15 protein-coding genes are annotated in these 20,402 nt (G+C 60.8%); 4 read left to right on the top strand and 11 right to left on the bottom strand.

Annotated features, from left to right (window positions below):
* Nucleotides 1-3: 3 nt before the first annotated feature.
* From BH682_RS30545 to BH682_RS30530, 4 genes are all read right to left on the bottom strand, one after another.
* Nucleotides 4-843, bottom strand: a complete 840-nt coding sequence (locus tag BH682_RS30545) for a class I SAM-dependent methyltransferase (RefSeq protein ID WP_052959769.1) — start codon at nucleotides 841-843, stop codon at nucleotides 4-6.
* Between the two features lie 133 nt (nucleotides 844-976).
* Complete coding sequence (locus BH682_RS30540) at nucleotides 977-2,032, bottom strand: DUF3068 domain-containing protein (RefSeq protein ID WP_064112197.1); 1,056 nt, start codon at nucleotides 2,030-2,032, stop codon at nucleotides 977-979.
* 180 nt (nucleotides 2,033-2,212) lie between these two features.
* Nucleotides 2,213-4,555: an AAA family ATPase gene (locus BH682_RS30535; RefSeq protein ID WP_064112196.1), complete on the bottom strand. Its 2,343-nt coding sequence runs from the start codon at nucleotides 4,553-4,555 to the stop codon at nucleotides 2,213-2,215.
* Between the two features lie 113 nt (nucleotides 4,556-4,668).
* Entirely contained in the window at nucleotides 4,669-6,129 is a 1,461-nt protein-coding gene (locus BH682_RS30530) for a hypothetical protein (RefSeq protein WP_075835710.1), read from the bottom strand.
* 641 nt (nucleotides 6,130-6,770) lie between these two features.
* Here BH682_RS30530 and BH682_RS30525 point away from each other — a divergent pair.
* The gene (locus BH682_RS30525; RefSeq protein ID WP_047269099.1) at nucleotides 6,771-7,571 is read left to right on the top strand and encodes a hypothetical protein; all 801 of its coding nucleotides are present in this window, start codon (nucleotides 6,771-6,773) and stop codon (nucleotides 7,569-7,571) included.
* A gap of 58 nt (nucleotides 7,572-7,629) precedes the next feature.
* Here BH682_RS30525 and BH682_RS30520 read toward each other — a convergent pair whose 3' ends face one another.
* Together BH682_RS30520 and BH682_RS30515 are read right to left on the bottom strand one after the other, a co-directional pair.
* The gene (locus BH682_RS30520) at nucleotides 7,630-7,950 is read right to left on the bottom strand and encodes a hypothetical protein (protein ID WP_047269100.1); all 321 of its coding nucleotides are present in this window, start codon (nucleotides 7,948-7,950) and stop codon (nucleotides 7,630-7,632) included.
* A gap of 84 nt (nucleotides 7,951-8,034) precedes the next feature.
* Nucleotides 8,035-10,221: a helicase HerA domain-containing protein gene (locus tag BH682_RS30515; RefSeq protein WP_075835708.1), complete on the bottom strand. Its 2,187-nt coding sequence runs from the start codon at nucleotides 10,219-10,221 to the stop codon at nucleotides 8,035-8,037.
* A 352-nt stretch (nucleotides 10,222-10,573) separates the two neighbouring features.
* Between BH682_RS30515 and BH682_RS30510 the strand changes: the two genes are divergently transcribed.
* Nucleotides 10,574-11,785 carry a hypothetical protein gene (locus tag BH682_RS30510; protein WP_052959771.1) on the top strand — a complete coding sequence of 404 codons (1,212 nt, stop codon included), beginning with the start codon at nucleotides 10,574-10,576 and terminating at the stop codon, nucleotides 11,783-11,785.
* A gap of 88 nt (nucleotides 11,786-11,873) precedes the next feature.
* Nucleotides 11,874-12,743, top strand: coding sequence for a hypothetical protein (locus tag BH682_RS30505; protein ID WP_064112193.1), 870 nt, complete (start codon nucleotides 11,874-11,876; stop codon nucleotides 12,741-12,743).
* Between the two features lie 11 nt (nucleotides 12,744-12,754).
* Here BH682_RS30505 and BH682_RS30500 read toward each other — a convergent pair whose 3' ends face one another.
* Nucleotides 12,755-13,840, bottom strand: a complete 1,086-nt coding sequence (locus BH682_RS30500; protein ID WP_047269103.1) for a hypothetical protein — start codon at nucleotides 13,838-13,840, stop codon at nucleotides 12,755-12,757.
* A gap of 238 nt (nucleotides 13,841-14,078) precedes the next feature.
* Between BH682_RS30500 and BH682_RS30495 the strand changes: the two genes are divergently transcribed.
* On the top strand, nucleotides 14,079-16,385 hold the full coding sequence (locus tag BH682_RS30495) for a cutinase family protein (protein ID WP_047269104.1): 2,307 nt from the start codon (nucleotides 14,079-14,081) through the stop codon (nucleotides 16,383-16,385).
* A 67-nt stretch (nucleotides 16,386-16,452) separates the two neighbouring features.
* Here the strand turns inward: BH682_RS30495 and BH682_RS30490 are convergent, their stop codons facing one another.
* The 4 genes from BH682_RS30490 to mihF form a co-directional block, all read right to left on the bottom strand.
* Nucleotides 16,453-16,650: a hypothetical protein gene (locus tag BH682_RS30490; RefSeq protein ID WP_058228286.1), complete on the bottom strand. Its 198-nt coding sequence runs from the start codon at nucleotides 16,648-16,650 to the stop codon at nucleotides 16,453-16,455.
* Between the two features lie 610 nt (nucleotides 16,651-17,260).
* Nucleotides 17,261-19,057 (bottom strand): DNA primase, encoded by a 1,797-nt coding sequence (gene dnaG, locus BH682_RS30485; RefSeq protein WP_064112191.1) that lies wholly within the window; start codon nucleotides 19,055-19,057, stop codon nucleotides 17,261-17,263.
* 85 nt (nucleotides 19,058-19,142) lie between these two features.
* Entirely contained in the window at nucleotides 19,143-19,868 is a 726-nt protein-coding gene (locus tag BH682_RS30480) for a hypothetical protein (RefSeq protein ID WP_052959772.1), read from the bottom strand.
* A 137-nt stretch (nucleotides 19,869-20,005) separates the two neighbouring features.
* Nucleotides 20,006-20,320: an integration host factor, actinobacterial type gene (mihF, locus tag BH682_RS30475; RefSeq protein WP_047269107.1), complete on the bottom strand. Its 315-nt coding sequence runs from the start codon at nucleotides 20,318-20,320 to the stop codon at nucleotides 20,006-20,008.
* Between the last annotated feature and the right edge of the window lie 82 nt (nucleotides 20,321-20,402).

The raw sequence follows: 20,402 nt of genomic DNA, 5'->3' as shown, positions 1-20,402 counted from the left end.
CAGTTACTCGGCGCGAATTGCATGGACAAGCCAGGTAACCGGCCCGAACTGTGCCTCGTCGTAAGGAACGTCACGGCCGATTGTCGCTCCGAATTCCTTGATCGTGGTTTGGTCCGCGATCACCCACCCGCGTGCTCCTACCCACGCAACCGGGTCTGCGACATGCGATTTGAATCCGATGCCCGCCGCTGTCGCCATCCCGGCAAGTTCCTTGGTCTGCTCTTCGGCGATCATTCCGGGCGCAAACGAGACGAACAGCAACTCGGATCCAGGCGCGCTTACCGCGGACAGTTCATCGAGAATCTGATCGTTCTGCTCGTCGGTGAGGTACATCAGAATGCCCTCCAAAACCCACACTGTCGGAACGTCGGCGTCGAATCCCGCTGCGGTCAGTTGTTTTACCCAATCGCCGGTCAGATCTGCGGGGACCACTGAGCGCGGGCCTGTCGCCTTCGCATTGGACTGTTCGAGAACCGGTTCTTTGAATGCGAAGACGTTCTCCAAGTCAACCTCGAAGAACGCGACGTCGTCGGGTAGGCCCAGGCGGTATGCCCTTGTGTCGAGGCCGGCCGCGGGCAGCACGACCTGGCGGGCACCTCGTGACACTGCAGCTTCGATTCGGTCGTCCAGGTAGCGGGTACGCGCCGCAACCGATTCGTATACGCGACTGGTGATGACGTGCTCGAGCTTGGCTTGTCCGACTGGCAGCCCTGATGCCTCCACGAGCGCGGATGCCAGCGGATCTTCGAACAGGGCATCGTCGCGAGTCGATTCAAGAGCCCGGAAGTGCGCGATCAGAACCGACGTTGAGGAGACATCTCCGGTTGCGTTGAATGCACTCATGTGTAGTGTGCCTGAGCCTTTCGTATGTTTTGGTCGTGAGCGCCATTCGCGCGGCACCCTCTTCCGTGAGCGAACTATTCGGCAGGGTACGAGAGATCAGCTGGCATCGCGAAGGCGACACCGGCCGGCCATCTCAGTGAGTAGCCGTCGAGATGCGGTCGTAGTCCTCGTGTGGCGCTGCCACCTGCACATCCGATCCTGCCGTCGAATCGATCTGACGGTTTCGCCACAACATTGCCGCACCACCGAGCAACGCGATCACGCCGACTGCACCTAACCCCATGGGCGCGTACTGAGTTCCCCACACGATCAGCCTCTTGTATCGGACGGCTTGTGCAAGCTGCTCGGACTTCGTCTGCGCATCCAACGCCGGGGCCATCTCCACAATCGTCACCGACTCCGGATCGTCCGCCGTGCGGGCGTAGTACTGCCGCGCGTACTGATTGCCGGCAACGATTGCCCCGGTGACGGGCTCAACCCACAAGTCCCTCTTCGCGGTGTAGAAGCGGTGCATCAGCACCTGCGCGTCCGGATCACCGGACAGCCCCCACACGGACGCGGGGAGGGTGAGTTTGCCTCCAGTGTCCATGGGGTCGATCGTGTGGGAGAAGTGGAAGACCTCGGTGCCGTCGATCTGGGTCGTTTCGACGAAGTCGATCGGATACGTTTCGCGGGCCAACGTGTCGAAATATGGGTAGGACTGCTTCTGCAGGTGGAAGGGGAACTTGAAGTTGACGCCTTCCGCGACGACTTCCTCTCCCGGTTTGTCTGCGTATCTCTGGATGGTCGCCGGCGGATCCTGGACCGGCATTGCTGTTGCCCTGTCCACAGTGACGCGATAGACGTTTGCGCTGACAACAGCAGCGTCGCCTTCGCGGTCGTCACGAGTTACTTTCTGTGTCGACTGGATCGTCACGATGTCGGAATTCGAAGGTTCCTCGCCCGTGACGTATTGCTGGACTGTCACAGCCACGCCGGAGTTGATCACCACTTTCCCGGTGTCGATCGCGCCCATATCCAACAGGGTCGCGTTGTTGTCTGTGGCCACGGTGGGCGCATCGATCGACAGCGGCGTTTTCACGAGTTTCGGTGCAGCATAGGTCGGAATCAGCACGGCCACGGTAGTGAAACCAGCTCCCAATCCGATCAAACCAAGAGCAGCAGCACGCTTCGTTCTAACAGTTGCCATTTCACTTGCCTCCCCCAACGGATCTTGAGCGTCTCGATCGTCATGTGCAGATCCGCGCCGGGCAAGCCTATCGAGGCCACGATTCGCGAACATCTGCGACCTTCTCCCGCGCGGAACCTGCGATCGAATCCGCATTCCGATGCTGCGGCGGAGGACGATCACTCCGCCGCAGCATCGTGGCTAGCTGGCGAGCGGGAGAAGTTCCGTAACGCCCAATGGATTGCGATTCAGCTGGTGCACCGTTGTCGCATAGTCGAGAACCTCGTCGGTGTGCGAGATCAGGATTGGCGCTGCGAACAGATCGCTTATGGTTTCTACGATCGCCCGACGACCTTCGTCATCGAGATACTGGGTGATCTCGTCGCCGAATATCTGATCGGGCAACCCGCCGTCTGTGACCTGCATCGAGATTCCCAATCGGAAGGCAAGCCCGGCCCGCGCTTTTTCGCCTCCGGAGAGCAGTTTCGTCTTGCGGAGTCGGCCATCGGCAAGTTCCACGCAGGGAACAAAATCTGTACCGAGGTGGAAGGCGACGTGTTCTCCACCGAAACGTTGCAGCAGTTCTGTCGCGGCTTCCGAAATCTGTTGGGTGCATTCGGCGAGCAAGTCTGACCGCAGAGCGGTGAGAGCATCCGCAACTCCGCGTGCGACTTCGGCGACCCGTAGCGCTTCGCACTTGCGTGCCCACTGATCGCGGGCGATATCTGCTTCGTTCGCCACCTGCGCAAGTCCGGTGCGCGCGCTCGAGAGCACTGCCCATGCCTCGCTCACGGTCCTCTCTGCTTCGTCGAGCCGGGTCCGTGCATCGCTGGCTGCCGTTTCGGCCGCGTGAACGATCTGTGGATCCGGGGCGTCGACAATTGCGGATTCTGCGTTGTCGACTGCGCCGTTCGCTGCCTGAAGATCGTGGGCTGCTTTGTGCTCGTCGATGAGCAGCCGGTGTTCTGCCCGTAGCTCTGTCGATCGGCTGTCTACGGTGCCGTGGACGACCCGTGCGGCCTGTAGGCAGGATTGGACGTTCGTGCGGTCCGTCAGTTCCGGGGCTATGTCGTTGTCCAGGCTGGCAAGCAGTTCTACCAGTGCATCGAGCTTCTCGGTTTCGTTCTGGAAAGCTGCTTCGCCGCGTTCTCGAACCTGTTCGGCATGGTGTTCGGCTTGTTCAGCGCCGGTGAGTTCTTGTCGTGCTGAGGCAACCTGAGCGTCGATCTCCCTTCGCTTTCCGGCTAGTGCAGCAGCCTGTTCCACCGCTTTCGCTTCGGCCGACTGCGCGGCGGTTAGTTTCGCCTCCAAGTCGGTGATGAGCGCATCGAGATCGTTGATCGATTGACGGCACGTCGGGCAATGGGCTTGGCCAATCGACTGGCGCAACGTGTGCAGCGACTTCGTGAGCGTTACCGCATCCTTGCGGGCGGCGGCCTCGTCTCCATTTGCAGTGCGTATCGAATCGACAACTGCAGCTAGTTCAGTATCTGCCCGTTCCAGTCGTGATTGGGCGGCGACGACATCGAAACTGTCAGCTGCCTTCTGTGCCCGTGCAGTGTCAGTGATGGCTACAGCAACTGCCTCTGCTGCGCCAGCAAGACTCGCGCCTGCTTCCGTGATCCTGCGCAACGAAGTCTGTAGCCCGGTGATCCTGTGCTGCAGCTGATCCGGATCTACGCCAGTGAGGTTTCGATCCGTGACAGTTACGTGTAGTCGTTCCCATCGATCTCGAGCGTTGTCCGCGAGTGCTTTGGCTGCGACTACGGCGTCACGAGACTGTTGTGCGCTTCGCTCCGCGGTTCGCAACTCGTGTGCCCTTGCGTTGCATTCTTCCCAGTCTCTGCGCGCCCGCTTTGCCTTCGCGTCCGCTGCACCATGAGCAGCTTCGGCCTCACCGAACACCTTGCCGGCCTCCATCTCAAGCTCCTCGGCAGTGGTCACTGCCTCCGGCGATCCCACCGTGCCGTCGGCGACCGCCTGTTTGTCGTTCGCGGACTTGCGTGCCTGTTCACGGAGTTTGGTTACCTGCGATACACCGGTGTGTTCTTCGACGAGTGCGGTTACTTCGGTGGGCGTGGCCGTGGCCAGGGCGTCGACCTCGCCTTGCGCGATCATGTTCGCGCCGCGAAATGCACGGCCTGACATACCCAGAATCTTGGTGACCTCACTCGTCATCAATGTCGGACTCATGCCTTCGATCTCGACACCGTTGCGCCACATGCGGGCACTGGTCTTCTCCACTGGCTTGCCGCCACGATTACCTCTGCGCATCTCTCGCACGGTTCGGTAGGTGTCCTGTCCGTGGCGCCAGGTCACGTCTGCTCCGGCCAATTCCTTGTCGTCGGCTTTGTCATGCCGGAGGTCGATCAGGTCGATACCCGGACCGGGGTCTCCGTACAGTGCGAATCCGAGGGCTCCGAGGAAGGACGACTTTCCGGAGCCAGGAGGGCCAATCAGTGCGTGAATTCCGTTGGTATCGAAGTCGATCTGCAAGTCTTTAATCGATCGGTAGTTATAGATATGTCCGCTGGTGATCTGCATGGTCTACGTCCTCGTCTTGTCCGCGTGCGGGTGGAGCGAATTTGATAGACCGAACCTAAAAGTGGGCGGTCAGGCGTGCGGCACGCCTCGTGATCGGGGTTGGTTGACTCTTGTCAGGCTGATTCTTCGGCAGGGGCCAGCTCGGCCAGTGCACGATGCGCATGGGCGATGACGGGGGTTCGGATGTCTTCGGCCATTGCCCTGAGCATCGCGCCGAGCCTGCCTTCGTCGGTGCGGTCGGTAAAGGCTTGGGCTAGATCAACTGTTCGGCGCCGGTGGTCGCTGCCAGTTCGGGTTTCTGGTTCGGTTGCCAGGCGTAGACCACCGTCACCGGGTAGCGGGTGTTCCCACGCGAACGCCCAGTAGGCGGCGCGGCCGGCGGCTGCCGCCCACTCCCCTGCCAGTGCACGCAGGCCATGTCGCTGCCCGCAGGTTGTGTACGAAATCTTCTGCCGGAGAATGTATCCTCCGTCGCCACTGATCTCGGCGGATTCATCATCCCACCAGTCGCTTTCGGCGAGGCGTTCTCGAATGATCGTGTTGATCTGTTCGATCGTCTTTCCACGTGCGTCTATCGTGTCGAAATCGATCTGGGGACGACGCCACACGTACTGAGGGGTGACGGTGACCCTGCCGTCGGTGGTCAGTTCGAGCAACAGCCAACCTCGCGCGCATATCTCGTCAGAGAATCCTCGTCCGATGAGCGAACCCGTCATCCAGACTTGCCCGCGTTCGCGTCCGTCATCCGGTCCGAAACCGGGGATCGGACCCGGGGTGTGGTAGTCCGACAGGATGCTCTGATCCCAGCCTCGGTTGACCCATTCCTCCGGGATCACTCGCTCGGCGCCGTGGCGGTCATCTGCACCGAACAATCGCCCATCCGCAGAGAAAATACCGTGCGACACAAGGATGTTTACCCCACCTTCGATCGGTTGTGGGTCGACGATGATGCCGCGTTCTGGTAGTCGCGGATCCAGTCCGTTGTGTGAGACAACATGCAAGTAGAACGGCACATCGGGGATCGGTTGGTGCACTTCGTAGTAGCCGGGCTGCGGGCCGATCAGGTCGTCTACTGCTCGTCCCGGATCGGGAAAAACCGCCAAACGACCCAGGTCGGGTTGGTGCAGCAACGCGGCTGCCGAGACCGAAGTCCCGGCGCCGGCGTCATGGTTGCCGGTGTTGACGACAGCGGGGATACCTGCAGCGATTCGCAGGGCGTCGACGCGGCGTTCCTCGTTCACTGCCCGCACCGATGGGTGGTGCACATGGAATCCGTCGCCCCCGTTGATCTGGCAGTCCACCCCTTTGCTGATCATGTCGCGCTGTACCAGTTCGTAGGTGACGTATCCGTCAACTTCGCGGATGTTCGGGCCGGCGGGATGTTTTCGGGCCATTCCACGCATCCCGTATCCGGCATGTGCGCACCCGAAGAATCCAGCTTTCAGAATCACGTCGTTGGTCATGCGCACAGTCTCGCGGTGGGGTTGTATGTGTGCGGCACGCTCGTCGAGGGAGCAACCCGGCGGTGGCTCACGGTCCGTCTGCGCAGTTCGGGGCAGGATTTCGCTGGTCATCGTTGTCGCCGGACAGCGTTGTCACCCATTGGTGCGTCTCGGTGGGGCCGGGTAGTTACGCCCAGACTGGTTCTATCTACCGGTGACGTTCGCGTCTCGATTTATGAATCGGTTGGGGCAGAGGGCCCGATCGTCTGCCCCGTCGTGCTCGACCAGTTCGGGGCGCGTATTTCTGGCATTCTGCGGCTGCTGTTGATGGGATTGGGCTATCGGGGATCAGTTCTGGCCGCTGGTATGCCTGTTTCGTAGCCCACATCTCGTGGTGAAATCTCGGGCTTGATACCGCAACACACCCGCCGGACGTGCTATTTTTTCCTTATCGGAGATGTTGTACACGCTTGAACTCGTTTCGGGCACCATTTGGAGGGACCATGTCATCCACAGTTTTGCCTACCTCTACGCCAGGCCAGATCCGGCCGGCCGGCGTCAACGCGGGATCTTCCGCCCCTTCCTCTCAGCGGAACGTCGCCAGCGAGCTTGAGCGTCTGCGTGCTCGGCACGCATTGCAGGTCGCTCATCGCCGTCGCACTGGTCGACCCATCGCTTCTCCTGCTACCAACAGGGCTACGCAGGACGCGTGGAGACAGGCAGCGACTCGTGTGTCGAAAACTCTCCTGTGCCAAGATGATCCGGATTCCTTCATGCTTCCAGATCCCCCGAGTCTCGCTGCAAGCACCGAGGAACGGGTCCCCGCCGCCACCTTCGCGGAATTGGCTGCAGAACGTCGGTTTGTCAAAGCCCGTATCCGAGTGGCGAAGTCAGCGATCGCGGCCTGCCACGAATGCCCGCTTCTGCAGCAGTGCCGACGCGAGGTCCTTGAGGAGGTGAAGTTGGGTAGGCAACCGACGAACACCGTGGTCGCTGCCACCGCATGGAACTCGCGAGGCTTGCCCGACATGCACATCCATGATCCAGGAAGCAACGCTGAACTCGAACACCACACCCTCGATGTCCTCGCTGGAACCAAGCTGTACCGAAATATTCCCGACATCAGTTGGATTCCAGCGGATCTCGATCCGGTACCTACCATCGACGAACATCTCGTCAGTGATGTACTGCATCGCTACAAGTCCGAGGCAGCACTCAAAGAGCTTCCTAAGCGGTTCGTCACGCAGTCCCTTCTCGACCGGAAGCCAAAGGTTTCGGCTGACGGCCGAGCTGTGATCACTTACGGTGAGGAGCGCGAGATCGTTCGTCGCGCGGTCAAACAGCAGATGGTTCCGAATACGTTGGCTACGATCCTCGGTTGCGGATGGGATCGGGCTGCAGATCTGTTGTGCGCGTACGGCGGTGAAGTGCAGGACTACACCCCTGGCCCGCAGGCCGCTCGCCATCGCGATCTTTTCGCAGCCCGCGAGCGCGACACAGCGGCACGCAAGCAGCGGATCAGGGATGCGCAGGCCGCAATGAACTCTACTGGCAGTCACCGCATGTCTGCCTGATTTAGAACCGAAAAGCGGTCCACGCCATTGGCGTGGACCGCTTTTCGTCGATCAAAGGTCAAGACGGGAGAATTCCGCGCGCCTCGTCGATGATCGCCTGAGCGCTATCGAGCTGCTCGTCCGCCTCCTTGCGGGCCTCGCTCTGAGGGAGACTCGTCAGCAGCCCCTTCAATTCGGTGACCGCGGCGTCAGCAGCCTTGAGATCATCCTCGTTCGGTGATCCCTTGCTCATCGCGGCTAGCGACTTCGCGTGCTCTTTCAGCGACTCCTGGAGCGGTTTGACTGCGTTCTGCAGCAGTTTGCCCGTACTCGCATCCTTGAACACCTCCTTCTCGCTGTCGTCGAGCACCAGCAGTGTCTGCGTCCTTATTTGCGCCACAGCGCATCTCCTTAATGTGAGGCGGAACAACGTGTGCGGTCAGTGTAGAAAGCCCGGTTCCGGTGATCGTGGTGCCCGAGACAATCAGAACGGCGGGGGGTCGTCATCTAGGCGGTTCGTCCATGTACTTGTGGTGTTGTGGGCAAGAGAATTCCGGTCACGGCGTTGAGGCCGTCCTGCGAGCGCATCTGCCACTGAGGCGACACCGGTTGCGCTGGCGCGACCATCCACAACTGCTCGGCGCCGAGCGTGCACCTCCATCGCTGGATCGTCGTACCCTGGTCTCGACGGCAAGTGGGTGAGTCTGCCGCCCGTATCCCCAGCGGGGAGATGCTGGGAGAACTCGCGCCGAATCCTGGTTATCCACGCGTCATTCCAGTTCAGCCACGCCATCGGGTCGGTGACACTTTCCAAGAACACTGGGTTCGCGCCGAACGACAGACCTGTCACTGCGCCACCCACGCACATCCAGGTGTAGCGACCTGTCGCCTCTGGCGGTGGTGCGGCCCGGTACAGCGCCAGGTGGGAGTCGGAGACCCTGCCGGCCATGCGTTTGATGTCGGATTGGTCGTGAAGTCCGTATCCAACTAAGAGCACCGCGAGTTGGCGCCAAATGTCGTCGCGTAGGCCTGTCGCGGATTGCAGGATGAATGCGAATCCGATGCCGAACTTTCGCACATCACGGCAGTCGCCTGCGAACTGGTTCGAGAGCGACACCAATGCGTCTGGTTGCGTGCTATCGGCAGGTCCCGCGTATTGCCATGCTTCGTCGACGACGACCTGCACGTTCAAGCTTCCGCCAGCCGTGAACTGCTGTTGGCCTGCCAGTTTGAGCGTGTTGAGCAATTGCGACATGATGCGGGCTTTCACCTCCGCGGAGTCCAACAGCCGAGTCGCCGCCATTACGTCGCCCGTTGTATCGGCATCGTTGCCGTCGAGGTTCAGTTGTGACAGGTCGGCGGAAAGGTCAAGCACCAGCCAGGGCGCAGGTTGTCCTGCTTTCGGGGCCATGACCTGCCTCATCAATCCCCAGGCGTCACGCCGACGATCCGTGGCCCCGAGCGATTCTGGATCCGCGCCGGCCGCGATCTTCATGGCACCGGTGGGGGAGTACGGCGACCACAGAGAGTGCAGGGCGGAAAATACAGCCAGCAGTTGCTGAAACTTTTGATGCCCAGAGGGGTCGAGCGCTCCGGGCGGAAGTCGATCGAGGATGTGTTCGGCGATCGGTTCGCCCTCGGAGTCGGAAGTGGGTCGATAGATGGTGCGCGCCACGCGATTCTGTTGCTCGGTTCCCGCGTAGATTGTGCCGGCGGGAAGAATCCCGTGGAGGCTGTCGAGGAGGTATGTCATTACCGCCTCTGGTGCCGATTCGGTCCAATCATCAGTCCCGCAAGCTGCTTTGAGCGCTTTCTTGTCCTGCAGTGCCGCGTGCAGCATGTCGCGGGCTTGAGCGACGTTCTCGTCTGCACCTGCACCGAAGGCAAGGTTCCGAAACCATTTCGATTCCTCGAGGAGCCGTAAGAAGAGTGGCGCGTCCTTTCGGAGTCGCAACGATTGAGACAATCGGGCCACGAAAACGGAGCGGCCGCAGGCTGTTGCGAGGCCTTGCAGCGAAAACGGCAGTCCGTGTTCTGTTGCCCACTGCCCCTGCGGGTCCAGGATGATCTGTCCCATCCCTGGCCAGCGAAGTTGTGATGCGAGCACGTATTCGAAGCAGACGGACTTTCCGGATCCTGTTGCACCGAGAACGGCCAGATGCCGAGATCCGCGGGGACCGGAGAAGTCCGGCAATGTGAACGGGATTCGGACGGAAGAGCCGCGCAGAGTCCCGATGTATGCCGGCTGATCGGTATCTGCCATCAGTTCGTCTGCGGTCTGTTGGTCCAAGAGCGCGACTGGAGTGCCTGTCGCCGGCGAATTTGACAACACCGCAGCGTGTTTCCGCCACTTTCCATCCCAGTTCCGGAAGACCGCTTCGACCTTGATGGTGACAGCGCGGGTGTCTCCGCTGTCACCTGACTGGTGTTCGATGGCGCCGTTCGTCGCTACGTGCATAGCTTCTCGTGCGTTGGCGGTGTGCACAGGATTGATCGTTTCGACTTTCGTGACCGTCCCAAGCGCCAACTCCTCGGAGCCGTTGTCGAAGACGATCGTGAAGGCAAGCATCGATCCGAGTAGCGCGAGGTGGTAGGAGCGACTGCTCAGATTGAGGACCGCCGAATCGCATGTTGAGGGTGAGCCGATAACGGCAAGGCCACCAATGTCCACAGTTCCTCATTTCGGTTCGTTGGTGCGGTGAGAGCGACGGTATCTGCGGCGATTGCCCTGTGCGGCACCTGTCTTCTGTGTAGGCGGGGCCGCCGAAAGCCACTGGCGCTGTTGCCGGAAAGTGAGAAAACAACAGGTTATTGAGGTGTGGAGTGGTGTTTGACCCTGCACTCAGCAGGTGTGTCCGCGTCAAGGGGAGGAGCACCGGAACCGCCCAGTTTACGATTTCCATCGTCGGAGAAACTCACACATCCCGTAGGGGCTCAGGCCCATGCGTGAACGTAGTTGGACTGCACCAATGTCCTGCTACGCAGCAGAAAGGAGCAGGGCGCTACTGCGCCCGACGAAGCGAATGGGCAAATCAAAGGGAAACCACCGGCGGGTCACTAACCGCCAACGCACGATCGCCACGGCCGCGACAGTGAGCGTGCTTGCTCTCGCAGCTCTCCCCACCGGGGTGGCTTACGCGGCCCCCCAGGGTGGCGTGACCACTCCCGGTGCCGGCGGCGAGCAGGGAACCCAGACGCAGAACAACGGTGGTGGACAGGCCGGTGTTTCGACGCCGAAACCAAATCCGGCACCGACACCACCGGAAGAGCGCACCTATTGGGTTCCGCCGTCACAGCAGGCACAGCAGGCACCGTCACGCCCGATCCCGACGACCAGTCCTGATGCGGACTACTCACCCCCGTTGCAGCAGCAAACGTTCCGGCCGCCGACCGCAGTTCCCACAGTCGCACCAATCGAAGCCCCTGTCGACGAAAAGGGTGAGCAACTGCTCCGCGCCGGTGACCGCATTGCGAAGAAACCGAATTGGATGACCGATCAGGTCCTCGACACGACGAACTACACACTCGCGGGTTGGGAATCGGATGCGTCCGGGTTCTGGCGTTCCGTTGGTGTCGACGACAACCGCTCTGATCGAGTTGCCGCGTCGATGGTCTCCGGAGCAGCGGTCGGCGCCGTCGTCACTGCAGTGCCGTTCGCAATCGCAGGAGGCGCTCTCGGCGGCCCGGTGGGTGTTCCCTTCGGCGCCGCTGTTACACAGGCAATTCTGCCATTCGCCCCCGGTATCGCGGCCGTTCCGGGTGCCACAGTGGGCTACACAGCGGGCGCTGCAGGTGGTGCTGCATTGGGCGGTGCAATCGGCCTCGTAGTCGGCGGCGTCGGTGGGGCGATCACTGGCGGGCTCATCGGTGGTGGCGAGGCCACCGATGACGAACTCGTCCTTACCGAGCTTCCTCAGCTGCCGGATCCGGACCCTGTCCAGATCACGAAGGACGTGTCGAACTCGGCTCAAGGCCTTGCGAGCACCCCGGCCGGTGCGGGCGTCGTTCAGGCAATTGCCGATGCTCCGGCGAATTTCGAGCACGCCAACGAGCAGTTCCGGCAGACAGTCGTCAACGTCGCGGGACAGCCTGCGCTGGACGTGATCGACCAGGCGGCTACGGCGCATGCCGAGGCTGTTGCGCCGATCAACGCAATGCTGACGCCATTCACTGACCGCATCAATACTGCGGTCGGCGCTGCTCAGCAGGGCATTGATCAGGTCATCGCTCCGTAGTCGAACCACGATTTCATCACATCCTGCCGGGGAGGGCGCTGAGGCCCAGCACCCTCCCCGGCCCGATCGGTATCGGTAGGTAATCTGCATGAACGACTGGGACACTCGGGGATCAACAGACGACGACTATCTCGATCCGCAGCTCGGCAGCGACGTCGACGACAGTACGTCCGGTCCGCTCCCCTCTCCGCACACGGAGCCAGTGACATTCACCGCACCCACTCACGCTGAGCTTTTCGACTCCAACACCGCCGAGTCCGAATCATCAGGGCCATATGTTCCCCCGCCGAACAAATCCTTGTACCAGCGAGCTCCACGCAAGCCCCGTGTCGATCCGCCGGTATCCGCCGGTATCCGCCAGGGCACGCTGCCGTCCAAGCTCCGCGACCGCAAGACTGCAGTAATTGTGGGATCTCTGGTTGTTGCCGCGCTCGCTGTTGTGGGCGCTGGAACTTTCGCTCTCACAAATGCTTTTCCGCAAGACAGCACTCCCTTGGCGGAGGCCTTCCCCGAGACGAGCAGCGAGGTTGCCACCATCCCTCCAGCACCGTCCACGACGCCCCCACCCACCGCTGTCACACCGCCCTTCTGCACCGATCCGAGCCCGGGGGACATCGTTGCGGTGACTAATAGCGTCGGCGACAGAGCAACCGGACCAGGCACGATCGCCGCATTCGAATACCACTATTACGTGGATCGCGATGGGACGAAGGTGGCATCTACTTACGACCCTTCCTTGCAGATGGATCCGGCAGGCATTCAGCCCTACATCGACAAGATTGCCTCTGATACCTTGCACTGCACCACAATTGAGCCTACTGATTCACCGGACAAATATCGGGTGTCCGTCGCGTTGAAGCCTTCGAACTCGATGCGAATTGAGCAGGTCGACCCGATGCTGATTTCTGTGGCCCCCGGTCCGGGCGGATGGATGATCACCCAGATCGTGCCGGCCTGACAGGAGAATTGTCAGGTCCGGTAGTGCCGGATCCCGGCAGGATGCGTCTCACTGAATGTTCTCGATGCTGCGCCCATCAATTGTGTAATCAATGATGTCACTTCTCGTTTGGCGAAGGTGTCGGCCTGGTGTTGAGGGAACGGCTCGATCACTCGGGTTCCGATGATCGTCTCACTGACTTTGGCGCACAAGTCGGCCGCCACGGAGTCCGCGACATCGTCAATGTCGGCATCGTCGACGTCGGCCGAGAGCGTGTACTCGATCTTTACGGCTCGCAATGGCATTCCTCGGGGAAGAACGTAAGTAACGAAGACGGGTAGCTCTTCACGCCAGTGACCTAGTAATTCATCGATTACGTGTGCCCACTCTCGCACCGGTTTCGGGGCATCGGCCGTCGCCTTCGCTGTCACTCGCAGTGCTTCATCGGCTCGGCGAGGTCGTAGGTACTCCCCCGATTGCAATACTGAGGTGGCCGCGATGCGGTCGCGCTGCATGTTCAACCAAGCCCCACTGCCCTCACCGAGTTGCGCCGCCCACAACTTGCAATAGCCAGATGCTGTGTCTTGCTTAGGAAGCGCTCGCAGACGTCCTTGCAGTCCGTAGTGGACGTAGTCACCTATCAGGGTGTCGGTGTTGCAGTCGGCCAATGTTGCACAGACCAACTCCGCAGTCGTCGGATCGGAGGTCAAGAGCCCTGTGGCGATCGAAATCAGTGGGGTGGCCAGCGACCCGTCCATCCAAACGACGTGACTTCGATCGGCGGTGTCAAGGGCTGCGGCGAGCTCACACAATGCCATCAACATCGACCGCGCCCGATCGGTTTCCGACGAAACTGGCATGACCATCGTCGCGGGGACACTCGAACGGAGATCACTGCTGACTCCAACGGCGGCGATCCACGTCAGGGCATCAGTTTGCTCGTGCGCTACACCTCCGTCTACGCACACAAGATCGGGTTCGTTCGCAGGTCCACGCGTGGGTGCAATGCGAATGGCCTGCGTTCGTTGTAGGTGCGATAGCAAATCACTGTGCTGCTGTTGTGGGTCGATCGCTGCCAGTAGTTGGCTGGCTGTATCGAGCACCGTGTCGAATTGCATAGGCCTCCTCACTCAAGATGATCGTGCACAGCCAGCGTATGAGGCTCAACTACGCAGAGCGGCAGCATCGGACGCCATCCCGAAATGAACTCTGACGTGCGCTGATGCGCTGCGGAGGAACCACGAAGACCAGTGACCGCTCTGTTACCCTGCATGTATCGGAGAAGCAGCATGGGACAGCTATCGAATAATCAACTCCTGATTCAAGTCGGCTGGCCCGCCACAACAAGGGGAACTGATGAAGCGAAGCAGACGAATACTGGGCCTGGTCTCGGCCGGCACCGCCTTGTCGCTGGTGACAATCGGTGTCACGGCAACGGCGTCCGCTTCGGCGGATCCAACCACCACGACGGTCGCCGCTATAACTTCGGCGATTCCTGACCTGGGAGACCTAGCTGGAACCGTCGACTGGACGGCAGCGGCCACCGCTGCAGCCAACACCGCAGCCGCAGCGAGCGGGAACGGACAGGCTACCGCGTCGACGCCAAACGTGACGGGAGATGCGATCACGGACAAAGCCGTCACAGCGCCCGTCAGGGAGGGTGTGAATCTGATCGCCGGAGCACTACCGCCGGGCGCAATCATCCCTGGTTCCAAGGGAACTGACGGAATGCTGACCGGTTCCACCGCACCGCGGTGTGCAGCTACCGTGATCACAGCTGTGCCTGGCACATTCGAGACGGGTCCTACCGCTGATCCGAATGCTCCTGTCGGCCTTCTCGCTCAGGTGGTGGAACCTTTGACAGCTGCTCTGGGAAACCAGGTGTCAGCGACATTCATCCCGTACGCCTCTGATGCCTCGGTCAACGGCACCAGTTACCTCCGGAGCGTCTCGACTGGCGTTCAAGCGACGTTGGCAACGATGGAGGATGTGGCGAATCGCTGCCCAGAGGCACAGCAGATCTTGCTGGGATTCTCACAGGGTGCCGAAATCGGTGGCGACGTGGCCACGGCAATTGGACAGCGGCGCACGAGCATCAACCCGGACAGTGTGGTCGCTGTCGGATTGTTCTCAGATCCGAAGCGTCCAGAAACCTCGAATGTTTTGGCGGACACGACTCAGACCCAACCGGCGTTGCCCACGAGTCTTCAGGAGAAGATCAAAGAGATCGTCGAATCTCCGTCCTTCGCGCAGATGCAGTTGCAGCTCACCGACGGATTCCGGTCGCTGGTAAACCAAGTCGCGACACAGGTCAGCGACACTGGACGTGCTGTTGCTGATGCAACTGCACCCACGTCGTCGACGCAGAAGTCAACGACAACCACGACTACCCACGCTGCCGTCCCCGACTCGGATAGTCAGGCTGTCGCAACGACGACCGCCCCGGAGGAAACCGCCTCTGTTGCAGGTAGCAGCACCAACTCGGCAGAGACGACGACCAAGCGTCCAGCTGCCGGTCAGTCCGGATCCACGACCACCTCTCACAGCCCGACCACGACGTCGAGCAGTAAGAGTTCATCCGCTGAGTCCCCCGGCGCTGCTTCAACTCGCGCCCCGTCGGTCACCGATGATCCGCTGATGCAGCCCCTCGACGACGGAACTAATCGCGACGGAATCAACAATGCGCCGGCGGCGAAGCCGTCGACATCGCCAAAGGCACCCACGACGTCCAAAGCTGCACCTTCCTCGAGTAAGACTGCGGCGGCCGGTAGCGAGACGAACAACACGGCAGATGGTGGGCTCGCAAGCAACTTCGCCAAGTCGTTGGCGGGGGACGGAGTAAAGCCAGAAGCCCGAATTGCGGTCAACGTCAACGAGAACCGTAAAGTTGATGTCGCACCAGTGACCATGGGAGCGGTATCGGGTGGCGGCTTGTCAGGGCAACGCGATTCAGACTTCGGTGCTTTGTCCGGGGTCGTCGCAGAAATCTGCGTTCCCGGAGACGTTGTGTGCTCACTCCCTGAAAACTCAGAGCTGGCACGTCAGCTTGTCCAGGTGGGGAAGAACGTTTCCGGCAATCTAGGTGAGCTCGCGACTGTCGATGGCGCGAATCGTATGGTGGGCTTGCTCTCGCTGCAGGCGGTCAACACCGTTGCCGACATCACGGGTATGCCACGGTCGAAGTTGTCCGCGGAGACGCTGCAGTCGATGGTTGAAATGATTGCGGGTTCAGCCATGACAAGTATGGGCAATCCCGCTGGCGCGGCGTTGTTGGCGAAGGGTGTATCGGCTCTGCCGAACGCGCTACCTGAGGTTTTCGCTCAAATCGCGGATATTCCAGCGATTCTCGCTCAGCTCCCTAATGCAGGGGACACCGCGATGAAGAACCTCGGGTTGGACAAGGTCGTGGACAGGATCTCGCAGGCCTTCGCGGAAGCCGGTATGACCAGTCCCCTTCAATTCGACAAGTTGCCGATAGCGATCCCCCGGGTTCTCGAGGCGTTGGCTCAGGACAACCAAGGTTTGCTGCAGTTGGCAACCAATCCGGCCGTGCACTCGGGCAACAGCCTTCACGTAGCTTTCGACACCATTCAGATTGCCGGCAATCAGGATCCGTACCAGTGGGTAGATGATTGGTTCAAGCGAATCTCTGTCACTGCGTAGCTTTTACGACGACTGTGGCCCACTCTCTGGCAAAGAGGGTGGGCCACAGTCGTTTCGTTGAGCGTGCCTAACCGTCTGCAAGTGCCTTCTGCTCGATCATGGCCATGAGGGTTCTGACGGTCTTGGTCTTGAGTTCGCTATCGGCGACGGGTCGCAGTCCTCTCACGATTTCGAGGAGATCGACGTCGTCGAGGTCGGTCGTCTTGTCGAGGTCGAGGATGTGGACTTCGTCAGATGTGGCGGCCGTGCCTTCGGAGATCACCACCAATGGGATCGCGTTTGGAGGGGCTACGTCTTTGCGCGGTCGATTGTTGGTTCGCGTAGTTCTTTTGGTTCCTGACTTCACCTGCTGTGAGTCCTCTGGCGTGGGTGCGGGATCTCGCTTCCCCGGTTCAGGTGTACCCGGCTCTGACGTGGGACTCGGCTCAGGTGTGGAGACTGGCGATGGAAGGGGATCGTGCTTCACCGCCCCACAACCCCCCGACTCCGGCGTAGTGCCGGGCTCAGGCGTGGCTGCGTCCACCGAGGGATCCACTTTCGCCTCAGAGTCCACAGAGGCTGACGTTTCCGGCTCAGCCGAGGTCTCGGAGTCCGACGTCTCTTCAACCGCGCGAGATGCGTCCTGAGGCGGTATGTCCGTATCGTCCTTCGTATCTGTCGGTACCGTGGCCGCTCGGGGCTGAGCGACTGGCACCGGGCCTGAGCGGGGTCGCCCGAACTTACTGGCTGGCCGGGCAAATGCGTTGTTGGTCATGGTTGTGGGCCTCCCTCGCCTACTCACGTCGCAGGCCGGTATCTAGGTGTGTGGGTCCGATAGAAGAGGTTTAACAACCACTGCCGCGTTGCGCGGCACGGATCCAGCACCCAAAGTCGAGTCAGACGCGACGACGCAAGAGCTGGTTCACTCGCATCAGTTCCTGCAGGATCTCAGCCTCATCGTCACCGCCGGCCGTCAATCGCTGCTGCAGCTGAGTCTGTGCGTGCAGCAAGGTCCGTCTCTGCACCCGCGATGCAGTGTCGACAGCGCTGGCAGCGTCCATCACCTCGGTGAATGCGATCAGCCACAGCAGCCTGTGGTGTTTATGCTCGACCGCCTCGGTCATGACCTGCGACCACAACTCGGCGGCGTCTCCGGATACTGGCCTGCCGGCGGGGTACATCACCGTGGACATCTCGACAATCTCTGCGACTGGGCGTGAGAACAGCTGATAGAGATCGGTCTTGAGTTGCGCTAATACAGTTTCGGCTGTCTGCGGATAGGCGATGAAGTACGCCGCCAAACTGCAGTCTGCATCAGTTAACGGCTGATCTAGCGGCGCTGCGTCTGTCGCCGGGGACTGACTTGCACCTGACTGTGTCGGAGACACGTCACCGGTATCGACGCCGATCTCAGTTGCCGCCCACTGTTGGTACTCCCTGCGGAGCACAGCGGACTGCACAGCTGAAAGCCTGCGCCGCACTTGTTCGGTGGCGTTCACCTTTCCTTCCGGAGTGGTGAGATCGAAGTTGCCTATGTCGCCGGTTAGCAAGGCGCGCAGTGCGGGACGCCGTTTGTCGGTCGCTGCCACCAGTGCATCAGCGCCTCCGACGGTTCTCACGTCGCACGGATCTGATTTGTCGCCATAGGCAGTGAAATCGAGCACGGTGATGTTGGTCGTGAAGCCCTGGCATGCTTGGAACAGTGCCCAAGCGGCTTTTCGTCCAGCTGTGTCGTTGTCGAATCCCACGATGATTTCACCGCCGTCGCCGACGCGGGACGCCAGCAGCTCGGCTTGGGTTCTGCTGAAGGCGCTTCCGGATGCTGCGACGGTGTTGTCCAATCCGGAGGCGACCATTGCCATCACGTCCGTCTGACCTTCTACGACGAATACCTGACGACGTTGGAGCATTGAACGACGAGCCTTGTCGTAGCCGAACAGCAGATCACCTTTATGGAACAGGTCGGTGCCGCTGGTGTTGAGGTACTTCGCTGGCGCCGTTCCGGTGAGGTCGCGTCCGGTGAATCCGACTATGCGCCCTTGCGGGTCGTGGATCGGCCACATCAATCGGCCGCGGAACGCGTCGTAGTGCCCACGTTCCCCTTCCTTGGTGATCCCGGCATCTCGTTGGATCTCGAGCGGGTGTCCGGCAGCGGTGAGCGCAGCGCTGAGAGCATTGCCGCCGACAGGGTTGTACCCGAGACCCCATTCCTGCGCGTGCTCGCTGGTGAAGCCTCTCGCTCGAAGGAAGTCGCGGGCTGCTCGGCCTTCGGGGAGTGTGAGAAGCCATTCGCTGGTGAGCTGTTGCGCTTTTTCAAGGACGCTGCGAAGTTCATTTCGGGCGCGAAGATCGTTGTCTGCGAGGGAATCTGAACCTTGAGGCACTGCCAACCCGGCACGATTGGCCAGCTCTGAAACCGACTCTACGAAGCGGAGTCCGTCGACTTGCATCAGAAAGTCGATGGCGTCGCCGCTCGCGCCGCATCCGAAGCAGTGGAATCGGCCCCAGTCGATGTTGATCGTGAACGACGGTGTCCGCTCGGAATGGACGGGGCACAGCGCTTTCACACGGCCTACGCCTGCAGGTTTGAGGTCCAGATAGTCCGCGGCCACCAGTTCAAGGCTTGTGCGGGAACGCAGTTCATTCAAGAACTCCGTGGAGAATCGGGGCGTACGCGGATTCTGCAGGTCCACTCCACGCTCCTACCCTTGTCAGATTCGGTGTTGCCACCTCAGCGTAGAAGAGCTGGTTCAGGGCGTGGCACTGGCCAAATCAGTTCTATCGGTTCCGATCGCGTAGCGCTTGTTGATGCCGTTTGAACCAGGCCTTCTGCTTCGCTTGCCAGGCGTCTTCGGATTGCTGCCAGGCGCCGCGCGATGACGAGAGTCGTTCGTCGAGAGTTGCCATGTCGATCGGCCCGGCTTTGAGTACCTCGACAACGGCGTCTTTCGTGCCGCCGACTGATCGAACTTTCTTCAGGAATTCTTTCGGATGCCATGCCGGACAGCCATGCGCCCTTAACATGTTGCTGGCGGTCTGGCTGTCGTCGAACCAGGCGATGATGGGTTGCGCGGGTCCGTGCTCGTCCTGCCACGCCCACCATTGCCGGACTTTCACCTCGTCCTGAGGCCGCGACCCGTCTTTGATGAAGTGCCGAAACATGATCGGGCCCGGGGGGAACTTGTGGCTGAGCAACCAGTTCCAAGTAGCTCGGGCGAACTGTTCGGGGCGGGTCGTCGAGTATGCGATCTGTAGGCCTGCGGACTGCAACATCTCGACCAGTTTTCGCCCAGCCCGGATCACCTTTGCGCGGCTGTAGGACCGGTGGAAAGTATGCCAGTCCCGATCTTGCGATCGCTCCGTGTTCAGTAACGGCTCGAACTCCGCCATCGACGCGAGTACCCCGTCAATGTCGATCACTGCGAACGCGCCGGGAGTGGCCGGCTTGTTCTTCCAGGGTGTCGGCCGGAATCGTGATTCGGGCTGTCGCGGGGTCGGTGACATAGCATCTGACAGTATCCCGGACAGGAAGGATCGCCTGCTAGTTGGGGTGTGTGCGGCGTTTCTCGATTGGTTGCCTGAACGTCGCTGTGGCGCCCAGTCGGTTCGTCGTGGGCGCCACAGCCGGATCAGTTGAATAGCTATGCGACCAACTCGGTGCGCAACCGTGCGAGCTGAACACGTCCGAGTCCCTTTACTCGCTTCGCCTCGGAGATGTCGAGTCTGCCCATCAGGCTGATCGCGCCTTGGCGGCCGCGGCCGGGGAGTGATTCGATCAGGTGAAGGACTCTCATTTTGCCAACGACGGCGTCACTGTCTGCGCGCTCGAGTACTTCCTCGACCTTCACAGTGCCAGCTTTCAGTTTGGCTTTGAGATCTGCTCGTGCCTTGCGCATTTCTGCGGCTTTCTTCAAGCTCTCGGCACGCTGTTCAGGGGTGAGTACGGGTAGCGACATGGGCTTCTCCCTTTGCTGGGTTGGGCAGTCGATTCACTGCCGTGATCCTGGTTGGCTTTTCGTATAGCCGAGTAGTTCTGTT

The sequence above is a fragment of the Rhodococcus sp. YL-1 genome, assembly GCF_001942025.1.
GTDB lineage: Bacteria > Actinomycetota > Actinomycetes > Mycobacteriales > Mycobacteriaceae > Rhodococcus_F > Rhodococcus_F qingshengii.
The sequence above is the reverse complement of the archived record's forward strand: the minus strand, read 5'-3'. Positions and strand labels throughout refer to the sequence as shown.

What these genes read in the sequence shown, in the direction of transcription:
- BH682_RS30545 (WP_052959769.1), bottom strand. Translation starts at nt 843, where the DNA reads ATGAGTGCATTCAACGCAACCGGAGATGTCTCCTCAACGTCGGTTCTG.
- BH682_RS30540 (WP_064112197.1), bottom strand. Translation starts at nt 2,032, where the DNA reads ATGGCAACTGTTAGAACGAAGCGTGCTGCTGCTCTTGGTTTGATCGGA.
- BH682_RS30535 (WP_064112196.1), bottom strand. Translation starts at nt 4,555, where the DNA reads ATGCAGATCACCAGCGGACATATCTATAACTACCGATCGATTAAAGAC.
- BH682_RS30530 (WP_075835710.1), bottom strand. Translation starts at nt 6,129, where the DNA reads ATGACCAGCGAAATCCTGCCCCGAACTGCGCAGACGGACCGTGAGCCA.
- BH682_RS30525 (WP_047269099.1), top strand. Translation starts at nt 6,771, where the DNA reads ATGCTTCCAGATCCCCCGAGTCTCGCTGCAAGCACCGAGGAACGGGTC.
- BH682_RS30510 (WP_052959771.1), top strand. Translation starts at nt 10,574, where the DNA reads ATGGGCAAATCAAAGGGAAACCACCGGCGGGTCACTAACCGCCAACGC.
- BH682_RS30505 (WP_064112193.1), top strand. Translation starts at nt 11,874, where the DNA reads ATGAACGACTGGGACACTCGGGGATCAACAGACGACGACTATCTCGAT.
- BH682_RS30500 (WP_047269103.1), bottom strand. Translation starts at nt 13,840, where the DNA reads ATGCAATTCGACACGGTGCTCGATACAGCCAGCCAACTACTGGCAGCG.
- BH682_RS30495 (WP_047269104.1), top strand. Translation starts at nt 14,079, where the DNA reads ATGAAGCGAAGCAGACGAATACTGGGCCTGGTCTCGGCCGGCACCGCC.
- BH682_RS30480 (WP_052959772.1), bottom strand. Translation starts at nt 19,868, where the DNA reads ATGTCACCGACCCCGCGACAGCCCGAATCACGATTCCGGCCGACACCC.
- mihF (WP_047269107.1), bottom strand. Translation starts at nt 20,320, where the DNA reads ATGTCGCTACCCGTACTCACCCCTGAACAGCGTGCCGAGAGCTTGAAG.